This is a genomic window from Rhizobium favelukesii (genome assembly GCF_000577275.2).
GTDB classification, from domain to species: domain Bacteria; phylum Pseudomonadota; class Alphaproteobacteria; order Rhizobiales; family Rhizobiaceae; genus Rhizobium; species Rhizobium favelukesii.
The window spans coordinates 1-15,435 of sequence record NZ_CBYB010000038.1 but is presented as its reverse complement, the minus strand read 5'-3'; the positions used below and the strand labels follow the sequence as shown (position 1 = coordinate 15,435).

The following is a 15,435-nucleotide window of genomic DNA, read 5'->3' as shown; positions in this document are numbered from 1 at the left end:
GCCAAATATGTTCATCCATCACCCCTCAGAGGCGGTTGCTTTTGACGCTCGTTCGCACGCCGACGCGGTTTACGCAAAGCCGGCTGCCACAAAAATTTCCCCGCCTTCGGCTTCCTCGCGCATCAAATTTTTGCGCCCTCCAGCTTCCTCCGCTGTGCATCGGCCTTCGGTGCGCACCGCTTTCCGCCGTGCCATGTGAACGATCATCGCAACCACCAAAGAGGAGTGACTAAAATGACCGCAACCAACTACATCCAGTTCGACGCAGACGACCTCGACACCGCCAAGGGCAAGGGCCTCATCTCCACCATCGACCGCGACCTGGACATCAACGTCGTGCCGTTCACCTCGGATAACGAGAAAGCCCCGACGCACCGCGTCTATGCCAAATCACCGCGCGGCCATGACATCGAGGTCGGCGGTGTCTGGAAGAAGAAGAACGCGGAGGGCAAGCCCTACTACACGCTCTCGATCAAACGCCTCGGTTTCAATGCCAATCTCGGCCGTTTCCCCGGCCAGGACGACCCGACACTGCAAGCGGTCATCGAATGGGAACCCCGCGATTGATCGCGGCAAAGCGCCCGGCGAACAGCCGGGCGTTCACCGCAGAACGGCCGGAAATCACCGCAAAGTGCTCGATTTCCAGCACTTTTCCTGCTAGGGTGCGACGTAACTGGAGATTTGCCGATGAACATCCATTCCCCCCGTCCGGATCGTTCCCCGGAGGCCATTGCAAAGCGCAAGAAGGCAACCGATCAGGCTCGTGCTGCCAATATCCGGCAAGGCTACACTTACGATCCACTCCTCGAGGAGGCGACGGCAGCCTATGTCGCCGGCGACATTGGCCGCGACGAATACCGCGCCCGCGTCGTGCGGCCCTCAAAGCACTCCTGATAGCTTCCCTCCCAGAGTGAAACACCGCCTGCCCTCGTGCAGGCGGTTTTTTGTGAACTAGGCCATGTCCGACGAGCGCTCCAAAGGATCATATCTCTATCCCAATACCTCTGACGATCCCGATCGGATCGACGTGCTGCGCAACAAGTTCGGCATCCAGTCGAACTCGGAGCTGAGCACGGAGGAATATCGCGCGACGGCCTTTCGAATGGCGGAAATCGCAGAAGGCGACGGGCCGGGAGGCAATTTCGACAAGGAACATTTGAAGGCCATTCACGGCTATATTTTTCAGGACGTTTACGAGTGGGCCGGTCACACGCGCAACGAGATCCCGATCGTTGACGGCGCCCGGGTCGAGCCGATCGGCGGGCTCGCCAAGGGCGGAACCTCTTTCCTGCACGGCTCTCGGATCGAGTTTGGACTGGACGAGGCTTTGAAGCCGATCCGCGATCCCGAAGTTCTTCGCGGTTCCACGCCAGAGCAAAAAAATTTGCCGTGCGCGCGGGCCAGGTGTTGGCCGAGCTCAATTACGTGCATCCGTTTCGAGAAGGCAACGGACGCGCTCAGGAAGCGTTCATCGCGGAACTGGGCCGCCATTACGGTCATGACGTCGATTTCACCGTCATCAGCAAGCCGCGGATGATCGAGGCGTCGATCGAGACCACGAACGACCCGTCCAGTCCGGCAATGAAACATGTCATGGAGGACGCTACCAATCCGAACCGCCAAGAGGCGCTTCGCGCCGCGTTTACCGATCTGGAACAGTGCGGCGAGAAGCCGTTTGAACACAATATCCGCACGGCGCGTCCGGGCGAAGAAATCACCGGCCAGGTTCTCGGGCACGACAATCGTGTCGCCAGCATCGTAACGGACGATCGGATCGTTGCCGTCGATCGCGCGGATCTTCCGAAGAGGTTGCCCGACGATCACGACATCACCTTTACGGCACGATCGGACTTTTCCGCCTGGGGCGCGAGCAGCAGGCCACCCTGGCGCGGCAACGTCCGCAGCTCACTTATCCCGCGCCGCGCGCCGCGCGCCAATGGCCGGCGCTCCAAAATCCGCGCCTTCGTCGAGCATGTCTTAGCCCAGCAGAAATCCCGCATGGGACTGTTCGTACGCACGATCGGCATCGCGCGCGCCAGGACCAAGATCGGCATGGCCAACCTCGCCTACAATCTGACCCGCTTTGTCTGGCACCAGGGACGAACTGCGTCCCCTTGACGAAAGCGGCGGAACAACGCCGCTGTGATGCCGGCCTCGGATATCCACCCAGCCGAAAATCAGTCAAACCGAAGCCGCGGCCCCGATACTGGGCCGAACCAAACGTCATTGCCGGCCAGCCGGGCGGCAAATGCTAGTAGTTCGAGGTGTCCAATTGGCGTACCGTCTGCGCTGCACCGATTCTCGACACCGGCGGCCTCGTGGTCATGGCGCTCGGGAACGGTGCGGATGGCCACGCTTTTCTGGCGGCGAAGCGGGTGATGCGTGTCCGAAACCTGACAGCGGCAGCAAAAATGTCAGGTTCAGTACAACCCGCCATCTTGGGCACTCTGGAGGCTTTTCAAGCATAATCATGCGCTTGCTGCACGCTGAGCGCGCTGGCATGGTCTTTGCACATTGAGATGCGGCAACACTGAGTGAGGGCTGCGTGCAGACGCGCAAGACGAGCGATGCTCTCCTTCCCTTCAACCGGTGTGCCACCTCTCTACGAGGGAAACAAGCTCGCGCATAAAAGTCGCGCAACCTTTGGCAATAGCTTTGGAGGACTACATGTGGAAACTGGCTGCGTGGCGAGCCCCTCACGAACTTCCAGCCCGGCAAAGTGTACATCGTGTCAAGATTACCCTTGGCTTAGGTCAGCCACATTCGCCGCTTGTTGAATTTGCGTCAGGAATTTATAGGGAGGAGCAAATTGTCTGAGACCGTTATATTCGGCGGCAAGAATCTTCCCGACGTATACAGAGATATCGAGTCTGAGGTTAGAAGATATTGCCGTGCTTATCCGGTAGAATTTGGGCGGGCGAAAGGTTCCTATCTGTATGATCGGCTGGGCCGCCCCTATCTTGATTTCTTATCGGGCTGTGGATCGCTTAACTACGGGCATAATTGCGAGCCAATTCGCGAGTCGCTCATGGAATACATACTCAGCGACGGAGTTGCGATGAGTATGGATATGTACTCCGTAGCAAAGACAGGCTTTCTCACGGCGCTGCGAGATGCGATCCTTGTTCCCCGTCAACTGGATTTTCATGTTCAATTTACCTGGCCTACTGGAGCTAATGCTGTCGAAGCGGCGATAAAGCTCGCACGAAAATTCACCGGTCGAGCGAATGTGATCGCCTTTACCAACGGCTTCCACGGGTGTTCATTGGGTGCTTTGGGGTTGACCGGGAATTCATCGCATCGTGCATCATCAAAGCCCCTTCTAACGCAAGTTACTCATCTACCCTACTGCGATTATTTTGGACCCACCGTTGACACTGCGGCTCAAATAGAAAAACTCCTATTGGATTCTTCCAGTGGGATCGATGCTCCGGCCGCATTTGTATTTGAGACAGTCCAAGGCGAAGGTGGTGCCAATGTGTGCTCACCGATCTGGGCTCAGAGAATGCAACGACTAGCCCATGAGATCGGCGCCCTCACGATTGTCGACGACATACAGGCTGGGTGCGGGCGAACCGGAAATTTCTTTTCCTTTGAAGATCTCGGTATTGTTCCTGATATCGTGATCATGGCGAAATCTATTTCGGGTTTTGGCCTCCCGATGTCTATCGCGTTCATTCGGCCCCAATATGACATTTGGAATCCAGGCGAGCACAACGGAACATTCCGCGGTAACAACCACGCTTTTATAACCGCCGCCGCTGCGCTTAAGCGATATTGGTCTAATGATCGCTTTGCAACGGAGGTCAAGGAAAAAGCCATGCTGGCAAGCGGGGTCGTTGAAAACATAGCGGAGCAGTATGGGCTGTCCGCGAAGGGAAAAGGCCTTTTGCTTGGTCTTGAATTTTCAAACACTCAAGATTGTGCAGCGGTCAAAGAGGCGTGCTTCCAAGACGGTTTGATCATCGAAACCTCCGGACCAAAAGACGAAGTTCTTAAAATTCTGCCGCCGCTCACGATTAGCAGATCCGAGTTTGATGACGGTTTGCAGATTGTTCGGAGCGCGTTGAATAAGGTGCATTCCTCATCTAGGCGACTGGCAACGGTTGCGCGGGCGGCAACATGAATAGTCGAGGTCCAATACACTCGTGGTCGACCAGCGGCCGACTTTCCATCGCTACGGTAATAGTCGGTTACGGACATGCTGGCCGCGACCTTCACAAGCAATGCATCCAAAAACTATGGGCTTCACGACCGGGGTCGCTGTCGACCACTGTTGACATTCTCGCGGTCGATCTATCAAGCGATCGCAGAAATCTCGCAGAGAAAGACGGACATCGGGCAACTGATGTGTTGCCTCCGGTAAATCTGCAGCATCCAACCGTTTGTCATATCTGCATTCCCCCAAAAGATAGAGTCGCTGCTGTAAGGGCCGTACTCGACAGAGGCTATCGCTCCATCTTGGTGGAAAAGCCGGCTGCGCTTTCGGAGCACGAATACCATCAGCTGCTCTCGTTGGAAGAGCAGTTTGGCGCACGAATTCTGGTTGTTTCAAATTGGCCTTGCAGCGCCCTGACCGCTTGCATCAGATCCTTCCTTCGAAGCAAGGATCTCGGAGACGCGATCTCAGCTGTGTTGGTGCAAACAAAATCTCGGATAGCCCGTAGTCAAAAACACGTTGATGAACATATTGCTGAGGTAGAGTTACCCCATCAGCTTGCACTGGCACTGCATCTATTAGGCGATGGGCATGTCGAGGAATGTCGAATAGCGGATATGATCTTGCCAAACGGCTCAAGGATAGCATCAATGGGCTCTGCTCGTGTGGTGCTTCGCCACTCTGGTAACGTGCACTCCACGGTGTTCTCTAGCCTCGCGCATCCAGTTCGCCAACGCAGCATCTCAATAGAAATGAGCACCGGGGTCACAATTGAAGGGTGGTTCCCGGCTAGTGCGGACGACAACATATCTAGTCTGCAGTTGCGGAAGGGCAGCGAGCTGTTGTTTTCCACTTCAATGTTTGATGATCCGCTGACGCGTTCTATCGAGCTTGCATACAATCATTTCCACCCCGCGCTAGGGCCGAGCGACGAAAGTCTCGTACGTGCCATGTCGCTGCCGGCGCATAAGAAAATAGCGAGTGTAATTGAGTTCGCAATGACCCGAAAAAGCGTCGAGCAGATTGGTTCGTTCGAATATCTTGATAGTAATGTTTCAAACGGGCGGCCGCATGCTAGTGCCATTCTATAGCAATACGCAGGAAATGCGGAGTCTTACTCCTGATCTCAGACGTGAGTTTGCGTTTCTGGTTGAGCAGGACACTCTTGTTAATGGTCCTATGGTCAAGCGCTTTGAGAAAGAACTGTCAGATTATACCGGAGCAAAATATGTAATTGCGACGTCCAATGCTTCGGACGCCCTAGAGCTGGTTCTTCGCTCGCTTGGCATCGGACCGGGCGATGAAGTTATTGTTCCGTGCTATTCCTTTTTTTCTTCCGTGTCCTGCATTCGAAAAGTTGGCGCGACTCCAGTTTTCGTCGATATCGATGCCCCAACTTACGCCTTGAACCTGCTTGATGTCGAGGCGGCAATTACGCGGGACACGAAAGCAATCATGGTCGTCCATCTTTTCTGTCAGATGGCCGACATGCAGGCGTTGAATGCGGTTGCCACGCGACATCAAGTTCTCATTGTTGAAGATAGCGCCGAAGCAATCGGGATGACTCAGAATGGCGTGCACGCAGGCAGGTTTGGATCAGCTGGCGTACTGTCGTTCTTCCCGACAAAAACATTGGGCGCATTAGGAGACGCTGGAGCGATTATCACGGACGATCCTAAACTGGCGGTCGCGATGCGTCAGACGGGAGATCTCGGACGGGACGGGTCAGGCCTTGCTGTTAGACGCGGCATTTGCAGCCGTATGGACGACTGGCATGCCATCGTACTTTCTCACAGGTTGCGGACACTCAAAGCTAATATCGAGCGCCGCCAAGAAGTGGCGGCACTTTACTCTCGACTACTCGGGCAAGTGCCCGACGTTCAGTTGCCTCGTCTTACCTCATACGTGAAGAGCGGTGAGGAAGTGTTCTACGTCTATTTGGTCCAGGTTAAACAAAGGGATGAACTGGCAAAGTTTCTACTTGCGCAGGGGATCGTCACAGAAACCTATTATCCCATGCCTCTTCATTTGCAGCCTGCCATGTCGGACTTGGGGTATCGCGTCGGCTGCTTTCCTGTCGCAGAAACGGCTGCATCCAAGGCGCTCGCACTTCCTATCCATCCCGAGATTCAAAAGGCTCAGATCGAATATACGGTTGAAGCCATTGCCAGGTTCTACTCATCCAGATGAACGTTTCCTTCTTCAATTACGCAAGAACGGCCGCTCTGCTGCCCAAAGCCTTGCCCGATCTTCTGCTCATTCACTGCGAGAAGGGTGAGTTCATTTTGAAATCATCAGTCGACTTCTTTGAGAGGCAGGTGGCATCGTTTGCTGGGTCTGAGGATCTTAAAACGGTGGCCGTTGGTTCTGCGTCTGCGGGCATGCAAATAGCCCTCGAGGCCTTGGGCATTGGCCCAGGGGATGAGGTTATTACCCCCGCATATTCATACTCATCCACAGCAAATGCGATCGTAGCGGCCGGCGCGACACCGATCTTTGTCGATATCCAGGCGAACGATTGGTCAATTGACGTTGATGCAGTTGTGGCAGCGCAATCGATACGCACCAAGGCCGTCATCGCAGTGCATCTTTATAGTGGTGTTTGCGACATTCCTCTGCTGCGATCGAGATTGCCGGACCATATCCATATTCTTGAAGATAGCGCGACCGGTTTTGGTGGAGAGCTTCGAGGTCACCCGTTGGGAACTCTCGGTGACATTGGCGTGTACTCGTTTTATCCGGCGAAGCCGCTTGGCGGCTTGGGCGATGGCGGGATGATTGTCACAGACCGAGAAGAGGTTGCCAGTCTCTGCCGGATGCGCAGGAATCATGGGCAGGATGGAAAGACGCGTTTTGTTCACCACGTAAGCGGCCACAATAGCCGTATGGACGAAGTGAATGCTGCCTACCTCGCGATACAGATGGGATTTCTTGTGGAGAGGATCGAGCGCCGTCGGGCGATCGCAAAACGATACGACGCGGCTTTCACCGTCGCCGGAGTTGGCCTTCAGCATTGCAATGAACCAGAGCGAGTCCCGTATCGATATGTCGTTCGGCATCCAGATGCCAGTCGTTTGCGGCAGTTTCTTTTCGATCTCAAAATAGAAACCCAAACAGGGTTCCAGGCACCCCTGCCCCACCAGCCGGCTTTCGCGCACTTCGTGGAGAAAGGAGCGTCGTTGCCTGTGGCCCTTCAGATGAGCCAGCAGGCTGTCTGTTTGCCACTGTATCCGGAGCTGACGGATGCCGAGGTAAACCATGTGATCAACGGTGTGCTTGAGTTCGGAAACGCCTGCAGATGAAGTCACCCTACTCCATATCGGGAATTGCCGATGAAGCTGCGTCGTCGATCGCAGTACAGATTGCCACTCACAAAGCCATTGGCCTCTCGCACATTGAACTCAGGTCCGTCGACGGCTCCCCGATTGACGCATTGGGAAAATCTGAGGTCAGTGCCCTGATAGCCCGCATTAAACAGGCGGATTTCGTCGTTGACTGCCTCGACTCGAGAATCGGTAACTGGTCGAGAACAGTTGAGTATCCACTCGATGATGAACTAGCCGAAATCGACCGACTTGCTAATATTTGTCATGCATTGGGCTGCAAGTCAGTGCGGATCATGTCGTATTCGCGCGGCACTTTTTCGGCGCATGATTGGCAGGAACGCGCTATCGAGCGGTTGTTTGTTTTTGTAAATCGCGCCAAGGAGCACGGGATCATGCTTCTTCACGAAAATTGTGATGGTTTTGCCGGTAGATCGCCATCCGATACTCTTCGGATGCTTCGGATCGTCGATAGCACCAATCTGCGTTTGCTATTTGATACGGGTAACGGGCTCGCCTACGGATATGATGCCCTCGCGTTCTTACGGCCCATCGTCGACTTCGTCGATCACGTCCACATTAAGGATGGTATGAAGTGTGGAGGCGAAGTCACTTATTGTCGCGCTGGCTGTGGACATGCCGGCGTCGCGGCATGTTTGGCGCTACTTTTCTCAAGCGGATACAGAGGAGTTTTCTCTGTCGAGCCCCATCTAGCAGTGCTCCCGCACGCCGGTAGAGCAGACCCAGAGAACGATCGACGCATAGGCCTTTATACGGAATGTGCCGTAAGCGCTGGCGACCTAGTTCGGGATGTTTGGCATGGCATCACGCAGCATGTTTAGTCAGCATCATAAAGATCTGCTGAGCGAACTCATCTCGGTGGATACGGTCACGCCGATGGAGTCAGGCAGATGCTGCGATCTTCCTCGAGCTCTGGATTTGTACGCTGCGGCAGCTCAGAGAATTGGGTTCACAACGCTGTATCGGCATGTGCCAACACTGGACTGTGAAGCCCCCGTTTCGGTGAAGCGTAGAGCAGAAGAAATGGGGCCAGAGTTCTTCGCCCACCAGGCCTCGATTGTGTTGGGATCACAGGACATCCATGGCTGCGCGGACGTAATGTTCAATTTTCATATTGATACGGTCGGCCCTTTTTTCCCTGCGAGAAACCTCCAAGGCGGTATCCATGGGCGGGGTGCTGCAGACAACAAGGGGCCTGGCGTAGCAATCCTGGAAGGAATCGAACGCTGGGCAGCCAACCACCCACCAGAGAAACGTCGCCCGCGCCTGCTTATCCAATGTGTTGCCGGCGAAGAGGGAGGCGCCATGGGCGTCTATGGCACCAAGCAACTGATGGAGTTGGGCTATCACGGCTCGCTGAACATTTTCGCTATTCCATCTGGCGGCGCGTATTTTGACTCCTCCACATGTTCGATGACCCTGGAATTATCTGTCGACGGAAAAGGAGCCACCGACGACGCACCCCACCGAGGGGACAATGCGAGTCTGATTCTCTCTTACTTATGCGCAGAACTGGCGAGACAAATGGGGCCGATTTGCTCTCGGACCGATGTGCGCATGACACTCGCCGGTGTTGCTACAGGTGACATGCATAACCGGGTGTACGGAACCGGCAGAGCGCAGTTCAACTTTTCGTATCGCACGACACGATCAGGCGAGCTTGTGAAGTCCGCAGTAACTAGCGCGATTGAAACCGCGGGTTTCCGCTTCGTAGATATTTTCGGCGGCATTGATGTTTTCACTCGTACGGCAATGCGACTTGATCAGATTCTCACCGTTCGCTGGCTCAAGAGCGGACTGCCAGTCCTCACCAATCGTAACGCAGACTGGGAAAGAAAACTCGCTGACGCAGGAATAAAACGTCACGCCGACGATGCCGAGTCTTTCACGTGCGATGCAATGTGGGGTCAAGGGCGAGGGTATTCAATTATGTGGGGACCCGGTTCGCTGTCAACGAACGGGGCACACACCTCATCTGAACATATTGACTTCGCCGATCTCGACCAGTTCGCGGATCAAGTTGCAGCGCTCTTGTTTATTGCATCAAACGAAGTGACTGGGGCTGCAGCATGTCTAACGTGATTAGAATCGATGCAGAGTCTCTCAGAAGGCTAATTGAAATGACCTTCCTGAGATATGGGTTCTCGTCTGAGCAAGCCGCCGCCGCCGCCGACGTATTACTTTATGCTGATCTTCACGGCTTGGATTCGCATGGGGTCTGTAATCTTCTCCCGATCTACGTGAAAGCGTTAAGTGATAGATCCATTCTTCCATCATCCACGCTCCGAAGGGTGAGGAAGAAAGGGGCAATTTCGACTTTCGATGCGTCAGGCATGCTTGGACTTCTCGCAGCCAAAGGCGCGATGGAAGCGGCCATCGAACTTGCTGCCGAACATAGTGTCGGGGCCGTGACAGTTATGAACAGTAGTCATTTCGGGACAGCCGGATACTTCGCGCGCATGGCAGCCCAATCGGGAATGATCGGGTTGGCACTGACGAACTTGGGAAATCGTCCTGTCGGGTACGCACAGGGTTCACGCCGAGCAATCATCGGCACCAATCCTTTGGGATTTGCGTCACCCGCTGGGGACTTGCCATCTTTCGTACTTGATATGAGCACGACGGTAGTCGCCAGCGGAAAAATCAAACTCGCAAAGGACCTCGGAGAAGAGGTTCCAGTGGGTTGGATGGTCAATCAGAGCGGTCAACCCGTGACAGATCCCAACTCATATTTGGAAGGTTCTGGACTCCTGGTTCCGTTGGGTGGATGGCAACGATCTACGGGTGGCCACAAGGGGCTTGGACTCTCGCTTTTGGTGGAAGTGCTCTCTGGTGTACTCTCGGGGGCGAGTGTCTCCTTGGGGTTCGAGGATGAGCAAAACAGCATTGGACACTTCCTGTTTGCGCTCGATGTGAGTGCATTTCTCGAGGGCTCCATATTTGCCGAGCGAATGGAGAGGTTTCTCTCCTCCTTATTGGGAGAACCTGTCTTTGAGGGGCATGAGGCACTCACCTATCCAGGACATTCCGACGCGAAAATTGCACTCGAACGAGGCGTCCACGGTATTCCCCTTCCGGCTCCGACGGTCGCCGCGCTCAATTGGCATGCGTCGACGTTAGGAGCTGTTTCTCTAGCGGAGATCGGACAATGATCCGTGTTGGCATTGCAGGCCTAGGAGTGATTTCTCACTACTACCTCGCTGCATTAACTAGATCGAACTCTCTGAGACTAACTGCTGTCTGCGATAGCTCGGAAGCCAAGCTGGACGGGTTTGGTCGGCGGCATGAGGTCGAACAGTTCGCGGACTACACAGCCTTGATGCGAGCAGAATGCGTTGACGCCGTCATAGTGAATCTTCCGAACAATCTTCATTTCGATGCATGCAAGTTCGCCCTCGCTGCGAGCAAGCACGTTTGCTGCGAGAAGCCGCTAGTTATGGGCGAGCTTGAATCCAGACGGCTTATCTCCCTGGCTATGCGACAGCAGCGAATTCTCTTCACTGCTTTTCATCGTCGATACAACCGACACGTCAAAGATGTCGGGAGCCTTCGGACAACCGACAATGGAGGAATCGCAGCCGTTTCGATCTACTACAAGGAGGATATTCGGCAGCACGCAGGAAATGACAGTTGGTACCTTGACCCCGCTGCGTGCGGAGGTGGCTGCATTGCTGACAATGGCCCGAACGCTTTCGATCTAGCGATGCATATCGTAGGCGAGATCGATCTCTTCGCAGCCTCCGCCGTGTTCGATGATTGCGGTATTGATATAGCCGCCACAATTGAATTGCGCAGCCAAACTGGACTGCCGGTTCATATTTATTTGGATTGGGCTTATCCCAACGGGGAAGACAAGCGAATTGTGCTGTCAAACGCGGATGGAACGTCGCGCGAAATAGATCTTCTCAACGGGTTCCCAAAGTTCAAATCCTCTCTCTATCACGAATACGTAGGCATACTAGACAATTTTGCTCATCATGTCGCTAACAGAAGTAAGACAAACTACAGCGCTGCCGCATGCGTTCGGTTGGTTAGCAAAACGTATCAGAAATTATCTGCTTCCGGGATAAGGAATTGAAGCAGAAATGAGTAGGTTGGATCATGCGAAGCACATCAATGAGTCAGGATCTAATGGACGGTCTGTCGAATGCGCAAAAATCAATTCCGTGCCGTTACTACTATGACGACCTTGGGTCGCGTCTGTTTGAGGAGCAATGCAAGCAACCAGAATACTATCTGTATCGCACCGAGAAAAAGATTCTCGAAAGGCAATCGGAGAAAATACTGAAAGCATGTAGCGTTGAGACTTTCGTCGATCTCGGATGTGGGAATTGCGAGAAAACCGAAATGTTTTTGCGTACCTCGATCTCCATGATGCGGTACCCGCTGCTCAATATGATTGACATAAATGGCCTCATTGTAGAAGAAGCAAGCCAACGGCTGAGTCAGACGCTACCAACCTTGAACACGGTGAAGCTTGTTGGTGACTATGCGGCAACCATTCCTATGCATGCTCATCGCATAGAGCCAAGCCTTTTTTTCTTCCTCGGCAGCAACATCGGTAACATGACCGACGATGAAATTCTTCGGTTCATGAACATGTGCCGAACCGGCATGCGTGATGGCGACTACATCTTGATCGGGCATGATCTCGATAAGGATCCCGCATTACTGACTGCAGCATATAACGACAAGAACGGGGTGGCTGCGAAGACAAACCTGAACGTGCTGTCGAACCTTAATAATCAATACGCTGGAAACATCGATATCTCCGCTTTTCGCCACGAAGCTGCCTACTATCCCGAGGGGTTCACGATGAAGTCCCATCTCGTGGCCTTAAGAGACACGATGTTCACATTACCAAAACTCAAGCTCACGGTTTCGGTGAAGGCCGGAGAGCGTATTCTGACCGAAATCGAGAGGAAGTTCCCTATGGGGTACCTTGAGCAACTTTTGGAACTTGCAAATTTCAAGCTGGTTGAAGAATTTCACGATGACAACGCGTGGTTTGCCGTGAGCCTTTTTCGTGATGTTTGCCGTAACGACAGAACAGTCAGCGGCGCGTCCGGGCTCGATGGCTAGTATCGGCCGGATAGCGCAAGCTGAGTGGTTGCGCACTTTCCTGTCGCCACTGCGAGTTGGCAGCTTCCGACTGTATGTGTGTGCGAACTTCTTTCAACTTGTGAGCAGTTGGTCGCAACGGTTCGCATTGCTCTGGATTGTTTGGGAATCATCGCACTCAATGCGTATGCTTTCTTTCGTTCCAATTGGAGAAATGGCCCCTACCATTTGGTTGGGCTACATAGCCGGAATCGTAGCCGACAAGACGAACCGGTTTCACATCGTCATTGGCGTCCAGCGATGTCTTGCCGTTGTCGCATTTTTGCTATCAACCGTTGCTGCATCCGCTATGGGACCGACCCCGGCGATAATCCTGTGGTGCCTAAACGGGACCCTTATAGCATTTCTGACGCCGGCCGCATTCTCACTTACCCCAATGATGGTAGGCAGAGAGTTGCTACCGAAGGCGATTGCCATCAACAGCGTGTGTTACTCCATTGCGGTATTTGTTGCACCAGTATTAGTATATGTTCTGATAGAAGCTATCGGTCCATGGATAGTATTTTCACTCAACGGGATCATGCTAATCATTTACAGTACGGTAATCTCGAAAATATCACAGAATTTCCAATCCGACGCGGGTGTCAAGAGTGTCGGAGGCCAGCGACGTGCTTGGTCTCCTCAAGTGACTGCGCCCATCGTTGGGACGCTTGCGTCGCTTGCAATCGTTTGCATGCTCTTCAGACCCATAGGTGAGTTGCTTCCCGGTATCGTCGCATCTCTTCATGGAACGACCGATCTTGCGCTCATCGCCACATTGACCTCTGCCTTTACCTTAGGCGGCCTCTTCTCCAGCCTCATACTTCTCGGGTGGATTTCGCCCTCCAACGCAAGTCGGATCAACGGTCCCGTCGCTCTTGGTCTCAGTGTGTCTGCCATCGCGATGATCTGGGCGGAGTCGAATGCCATCCTGACACTCATAATGTTCGCCTTTGGGCTGACACTAGCGATGAACGCAACACTTGCGCTCGTTTTGGTGCAGCTTGAGGCGGATGAACAATCGCGGGGAAAATTGGTTAGCATCTACTTCTATGTCTATAGCGGTGGCACAGCATTGGGCTCTGTCCTTTATGGGATTGGCGAAGCCTTCCCGCGTTCTATCATCGTCTTTGCGTCAATCGTATTCACAGTGTTTAGTGCGTGCCGATTTGTCGGCGAGCGCAGGAGGAAACTATGGGGGAATCGACTATGAGCGTTTCCAAACATCTTGTCGTTTTTGGCGCTGCCGAATGGCTTCTCGCGTCTGAAAAAAGAAGTTTAGCTCGCTTTACAGTGGTGGACAGAGCCTACTGTTACGACAACTATGCAACTAACAGGCCAGAGCGCCTTCTTTTGATGGAATATGCGGACCCGTCACTTCCGGACATGATTGCTGCAATCCACCGCGAAGATCCCTTCCATGGCGCACTCCTGATGTCCGATGACGCACTTATCGTTGGCGCCACGATTGCAGCAGCCTTGGGATTGGAGTGCGCAAGTGCGGAGGCAACCGCGCAGCTAAAGGACAAATCCTTGATGAGGACTGCCCTCCAATCCGAGAAGTCCGATGCCGTAGAATTCGAACGCGTGCATTCACTTGACGGCATCGCCGCATTCGCTGACAGAGTAGAATACCCGATTATAGTTAAGCCAACAAACTCAGTTGGAAGTTATTTGGTGAAGAAGATAGAGAATCTTCACGACGCGAAGCGCTATTGGGAAGATAATTGGCAGGGTAAAGGGCAAGCAATTCTGGCAGAGAAGTTCATAGAGGGTACGCATTTTGGAATTCTTACGTTTTCATTTTCCGGCAGACTTCTAATCATTGGAATCGTGCGAATATTCCACGATCCGGCGATAGGTCATGGTAGCTGGGTTTCAATTGGGCAGTATGTGCCTGGCGAAGTAACGCAAGCGCAAAGAAGCGCAATCGCTGCGACCCTCAGTCGTGCATTGTCGACGCTTGGGATCGAAGACGGGCCATGCTGGACGGAAATACGCATCAACGGCGAGTCAATCAAAATAGTCGAATCTCAGAACCGTCTGCCGGGTGGATTTATTCCTCAGCTCATTCGTCACTCGACAGGCATCGACGTCCACAACCTCTTGATCGAATGGGGTCTGCGAGAGCGTGGGTCTGGAGACGAAAAAGTCGTAAGGGCGGCCGAAGCGTTGGAGAGCATGCACAGTACTGGCAGCGGAGCGGCGATTCGGTTCTACACCCCGCAGCCTGGGCGCGTGATGAGGGTCACGTTTCCCGAACCTCGCCCGGACGCGATCCTGCGGTCTGAAATCTTTATACAAACGCCCGGAGTCGCCCCTGTGATCACGCGGGACATCGACAGGATCGGCTATGCGATCGCGATCTCCGACATTGGGAAGGACGCGTATGAGGCCGCAAGTAATTTTGTTGAGTCCACCAAGTTCGAATACGAAGCGATGGTCTGACGCTATGAGCATGCACCATGAGGTCGACGCAGCTGAAATAGGCAACCGGATCAAAACTTTCCGCTTACGATTTAGCGTAAGCGGTTAGCCGACCAGCTCGACTCGAAGTTCCACGGCATTAGAGTGTCGATATCCTGCGCGGGCCATCCGTTGGCCATGCGAACTAAGGTCTGTGTCAGCCAGGCGAGCGGATCGACGTTGTTCATTTTAGCGTCTGCAAAAGCGTGGCGATCGTGGCCCATGTGTTGCCACCGCCTTCGAAGCCGGGTTCATAATGCCGGGTTTCTGGCATTCGAATCCAAGGTCACTTATCCCTTCCATCCACTGGTTGACCAAACCGTATTGGTAACCGGCAGCCATGAGCACGAAGGTGTTCATTATCTG

Annotated in this window: 13 protein-coding genes and 2 pseudogenes; 14 read left to right on the top strand and 1 reads right to left on the bottom strand. The window is 53.8% G+C overall.

The genetic code is table 11. The features are described from left to right. The first annotated feature begins 234 nt into the window (after positions 1-234). The 14 genes and pseudogenes from LPU83_RS37435 to LPU83_RS36000 all read left to right on the top strand — a co-directional run bounded on the left by LPU83_RS37435 (position 235) and on the right by LPU83_RS36000 (position 15,051). Positions 235-567 (top strand): DUF736 family protein, encoded by a 333-nt coding sequence (locus LPU83_RS37435; protein ID WP_024318656.1) that lies wholly within the window; start codon positions 235-237, stop codon positions 565-567. A gap of 120 nt (positions 568-687) precedes the next feature. Beyond that, positions 688-894: an antitoxin VbhA family protein gene (locus tag LPU83_RS36560; RefSeq protein WP_024318655.1), complete on the top strand. Its 207-nt coding sequence runs from the start codon at positions 688-690 to the stop codon at positions 892-894. 1,017 nt (positions 895-1,911) lie between these two features. After that, positions 1,912-2,118: pseudogene (locus LPU83_RS36425) on the top strand (IS5/IS1182 family transposase); the annotation flags it as partial. 691 nt (positions 2,119-2,809) lie between these two features. Next, positions 2,810-4,126 (top strand): diaminobutyrate--2-oxoglutarate transaminase, encoded by a 1,317-nt coding sequence (gene ectB, locus LPU83_RS36380; RefSeq protein WP_024318654.1) that lies wholly within the window; start codon positions 2,810-2,812, stop codon positions 4,124-4,126. Continuing rightward, complete coding sequence (locus LPU83_RS36360) at positions 4,123-5,250, top strand: Gfo/Idh/MocA family oxidoreductase (protein ID WP_082323317.1); 1,128 nt, start codon at positions 4,123-4,125, stop codon at positions 5,248-5,250. Before ectB ends, LPU83_RS36360 begins: the two co-directional genes overlap by 4 nt. Beyond that, on the top strand, positions 5,231-6,349 hold the full coding sequence (locus LPU83_RS36320; RefSeq protein WP_024318651.1) for a DegT/DnrJ/EryC1/StrS family aminotransferase: 1,119 nt from the start codon (positions 5,231-5,233) through the stop codon (positions 6,347-6,349). Before LPU83_RS36360 ends, LPU83_RS36320 begins: the two co-directional genes overlap by 20 nt. After that, positions 6,346-7,461 (top strand): DegT/DnrJ/EryC1/StrS family aminotransferase, encoded by a 1,116-nt coding sequence (locus tag LPU83_RS36300; protein ID WP_024318650.1) that lies wholly within the window; start codon positions 6,346-6,348, stop codon positions 7,459-7,461. The genes LPU83_RS36320 and LPU83_RS36300 overlap by 4 nt, the downstream gene beginning before the upstream one ends. Then, the gene (locus tag LPU83_RS36195) at positions 7,458-8,324 is read left to right on the top strand and encodes a sugar phosphate isomerase/epimerase family protein (protein WP_024318649.1); all 867 of its coding nucleotides are present in this window, start codon (positions 7,458-7,460) and stop codon (positions 8,322-8,324) included. Before LPU83_RS36300 ends, LPU83_RS36195 begins: the two co-directional genes overlap by 4 nt. Continuing rightward, entirely contained in the window at positions 8,302-9,585 is a 1,284-nt protein-coding gene (locus tag LPU83_RS36190) for a M20/M25/M40 family metallo-hydrolase (protein WP_157997311.1), read from the top strand. Before LPU83_RS36195 ends, LPU83_RS36190 begins: the two co-directional genes overlap by 23 nt. Further along, on the top strand, positions 9,573-10,655 hold the full coding sequence (locus LPU83_RS36130) for an Ldh family oxidoreductase (protein WP_024318647.1): 1,083 nt from the start codon (positions 9,573-9,575) through the stop codon (positions 10,653-10,655). Before LPU83_RS36190 ends, LPU83_RS36130 begins: the two co-directional genes overlap by 13 nt. Next, positions 10,652-11,581 (top strand): Gfo/Idh/MocA family protein, encoded by a 930-nt coding sequence (locus LPU83_RS36080; protein ID WP_024318646.1) that lies wholly within the window; start codon positions 10,652-10,654, stop codon positions 11,579-11,581. Before LPU83_RS36130 ends, LPU83_RS36080 begins: the two co-directional genes overlap by 4 nt. Before the next feature lie 38 nt (positions 11,582-11,619). Continuing rightward, positions 11,620-12,585, top strand: a complete 966-nt coding sequence (locus LPU83_RS36050) for an L-histidine N(alpha)-methyltransferase (protein ID WP_024318645.1) — start codon at positions 11,620-11,622, stop codon at positions 12,583-12,585. Continuing rightward, a complete protein-coding gene (locus LPU83_RS36010) occupies positions 12,533-13,816 on the top strand; it encodes an MFS transporter (RefSeq protein WP_082323313.1) in 1,284 nt (427 codons plus the stop codon). The genes LPU83_RS36050 and LPU83_RS36010 overlap by 53 nt, the downstream gene beginning before the upstream one ends. Continuing rightward, complete coding sequence (locus LPU83_RS36000) at positions 13,813-15,051, top strand: ATP-grasp domain-containing protein (protein WP_157997309.1); 1,239 nt, start codon at positions 13,813-13,815, stop codon at positions 15,049-15,051. Before LPU83_RS36010 ends, LPU83_RS36000 begins: the two co-directional genes overlap by 4 nt. Positions 15,052-15,122: 71 nt before the next feature. Here LPU83_RS36000 and LPU83_RS35760 read toward each other — a convergent pair. Beyond that, a pseudogene (locus LPU83_RS35760) lies at positions 15,123-15,316 on the bottom strand (transposase domain-containing protein); the annotation flags it as partial. Positions 15,317-15,435: the final 119 nt, after the last annotated feature.

Coding starts and splice junctions, on each gene's coding strand:
- LPU83_RS36195 (WP_024318649.1), top strand. CDS start 7,458: ATGAAGTCACCCTACTCCATATCGGGAATTGCCGATGAAGCTGCGTCG.
- LPU83_RS36320 (WP_024318651.1), top strand. CDS start 5,231: ATGCTAGTGCCATTCTATAGCAATACGCAGGAAATGCGGAGTCTTACT.
- LPU83_RS36080 (WP_024318646.1), top strand. CDS start 10,652: ATGATCCGTGTTGGCATTGCAGGCCTAGGAGTGATTTCTCACTACTAC.
- LPU83_RS36300 (WP_024318650.1), top strand. CDS start 6,346: ATGAACGTTTCCTTCTTCAATTACGCAAGAACGGCCGCTCTGCTGCCC.
- LPU83_RS36560 (WP_024318655.1), top strand. CDS start 688: ATGAACATCCATTCCCCCCGTCCGGATCGTTCCCCGGAGGCCATTGCA.
- LPU83_RS36010 (WP_082323313.1), top strand. CDS start 12,533: ATGTTTGCCGTAACGACAGAACAGTCAGCGGCGCGTCCGGGCTCGATG.
- LPU83_RS36360 (WP_082323317.1), top strand. CDS start 4,123: ATGAATAGTCGAGGTCCAATACACTCGTGGTCGACCAGCGGCCGACTT.
- LPU83_RS36050 (WP_024318645.1), top strand. CDS start 11,620: ATGAGTCAGGATCTAATGGACGGTCTGTCGAATGCGCAAAAATCAATT.
- LPU83_RS36130 (WP_024318647.1), top strand. CDS start 9,573: ATGTCTAACGTGATTAGAATCGATGCAGAGTCTCTCAGAAGGCTAATT.
- LPU83_RS37435 (WP_024318656.1), top strand. CDS start 235: ATGACCGCAACCAACTACATCCAGTTCGACGCAGACGACCTCGACACC.
- LPU83_RS36000 (WP_157997309.1), top strand. CDS start 13,813: ATGAGCGTTTCCAAACATCTTGTCGTTTTTGGCGCTGCCGAATGGCTT.
- LPU83_RS36190 (WP_157997311.1), top strand. CDS start 8,302: ATGGCATCACGCAGCATGTTTAGTCAGCATCATAAAGATCTGCTGAGC.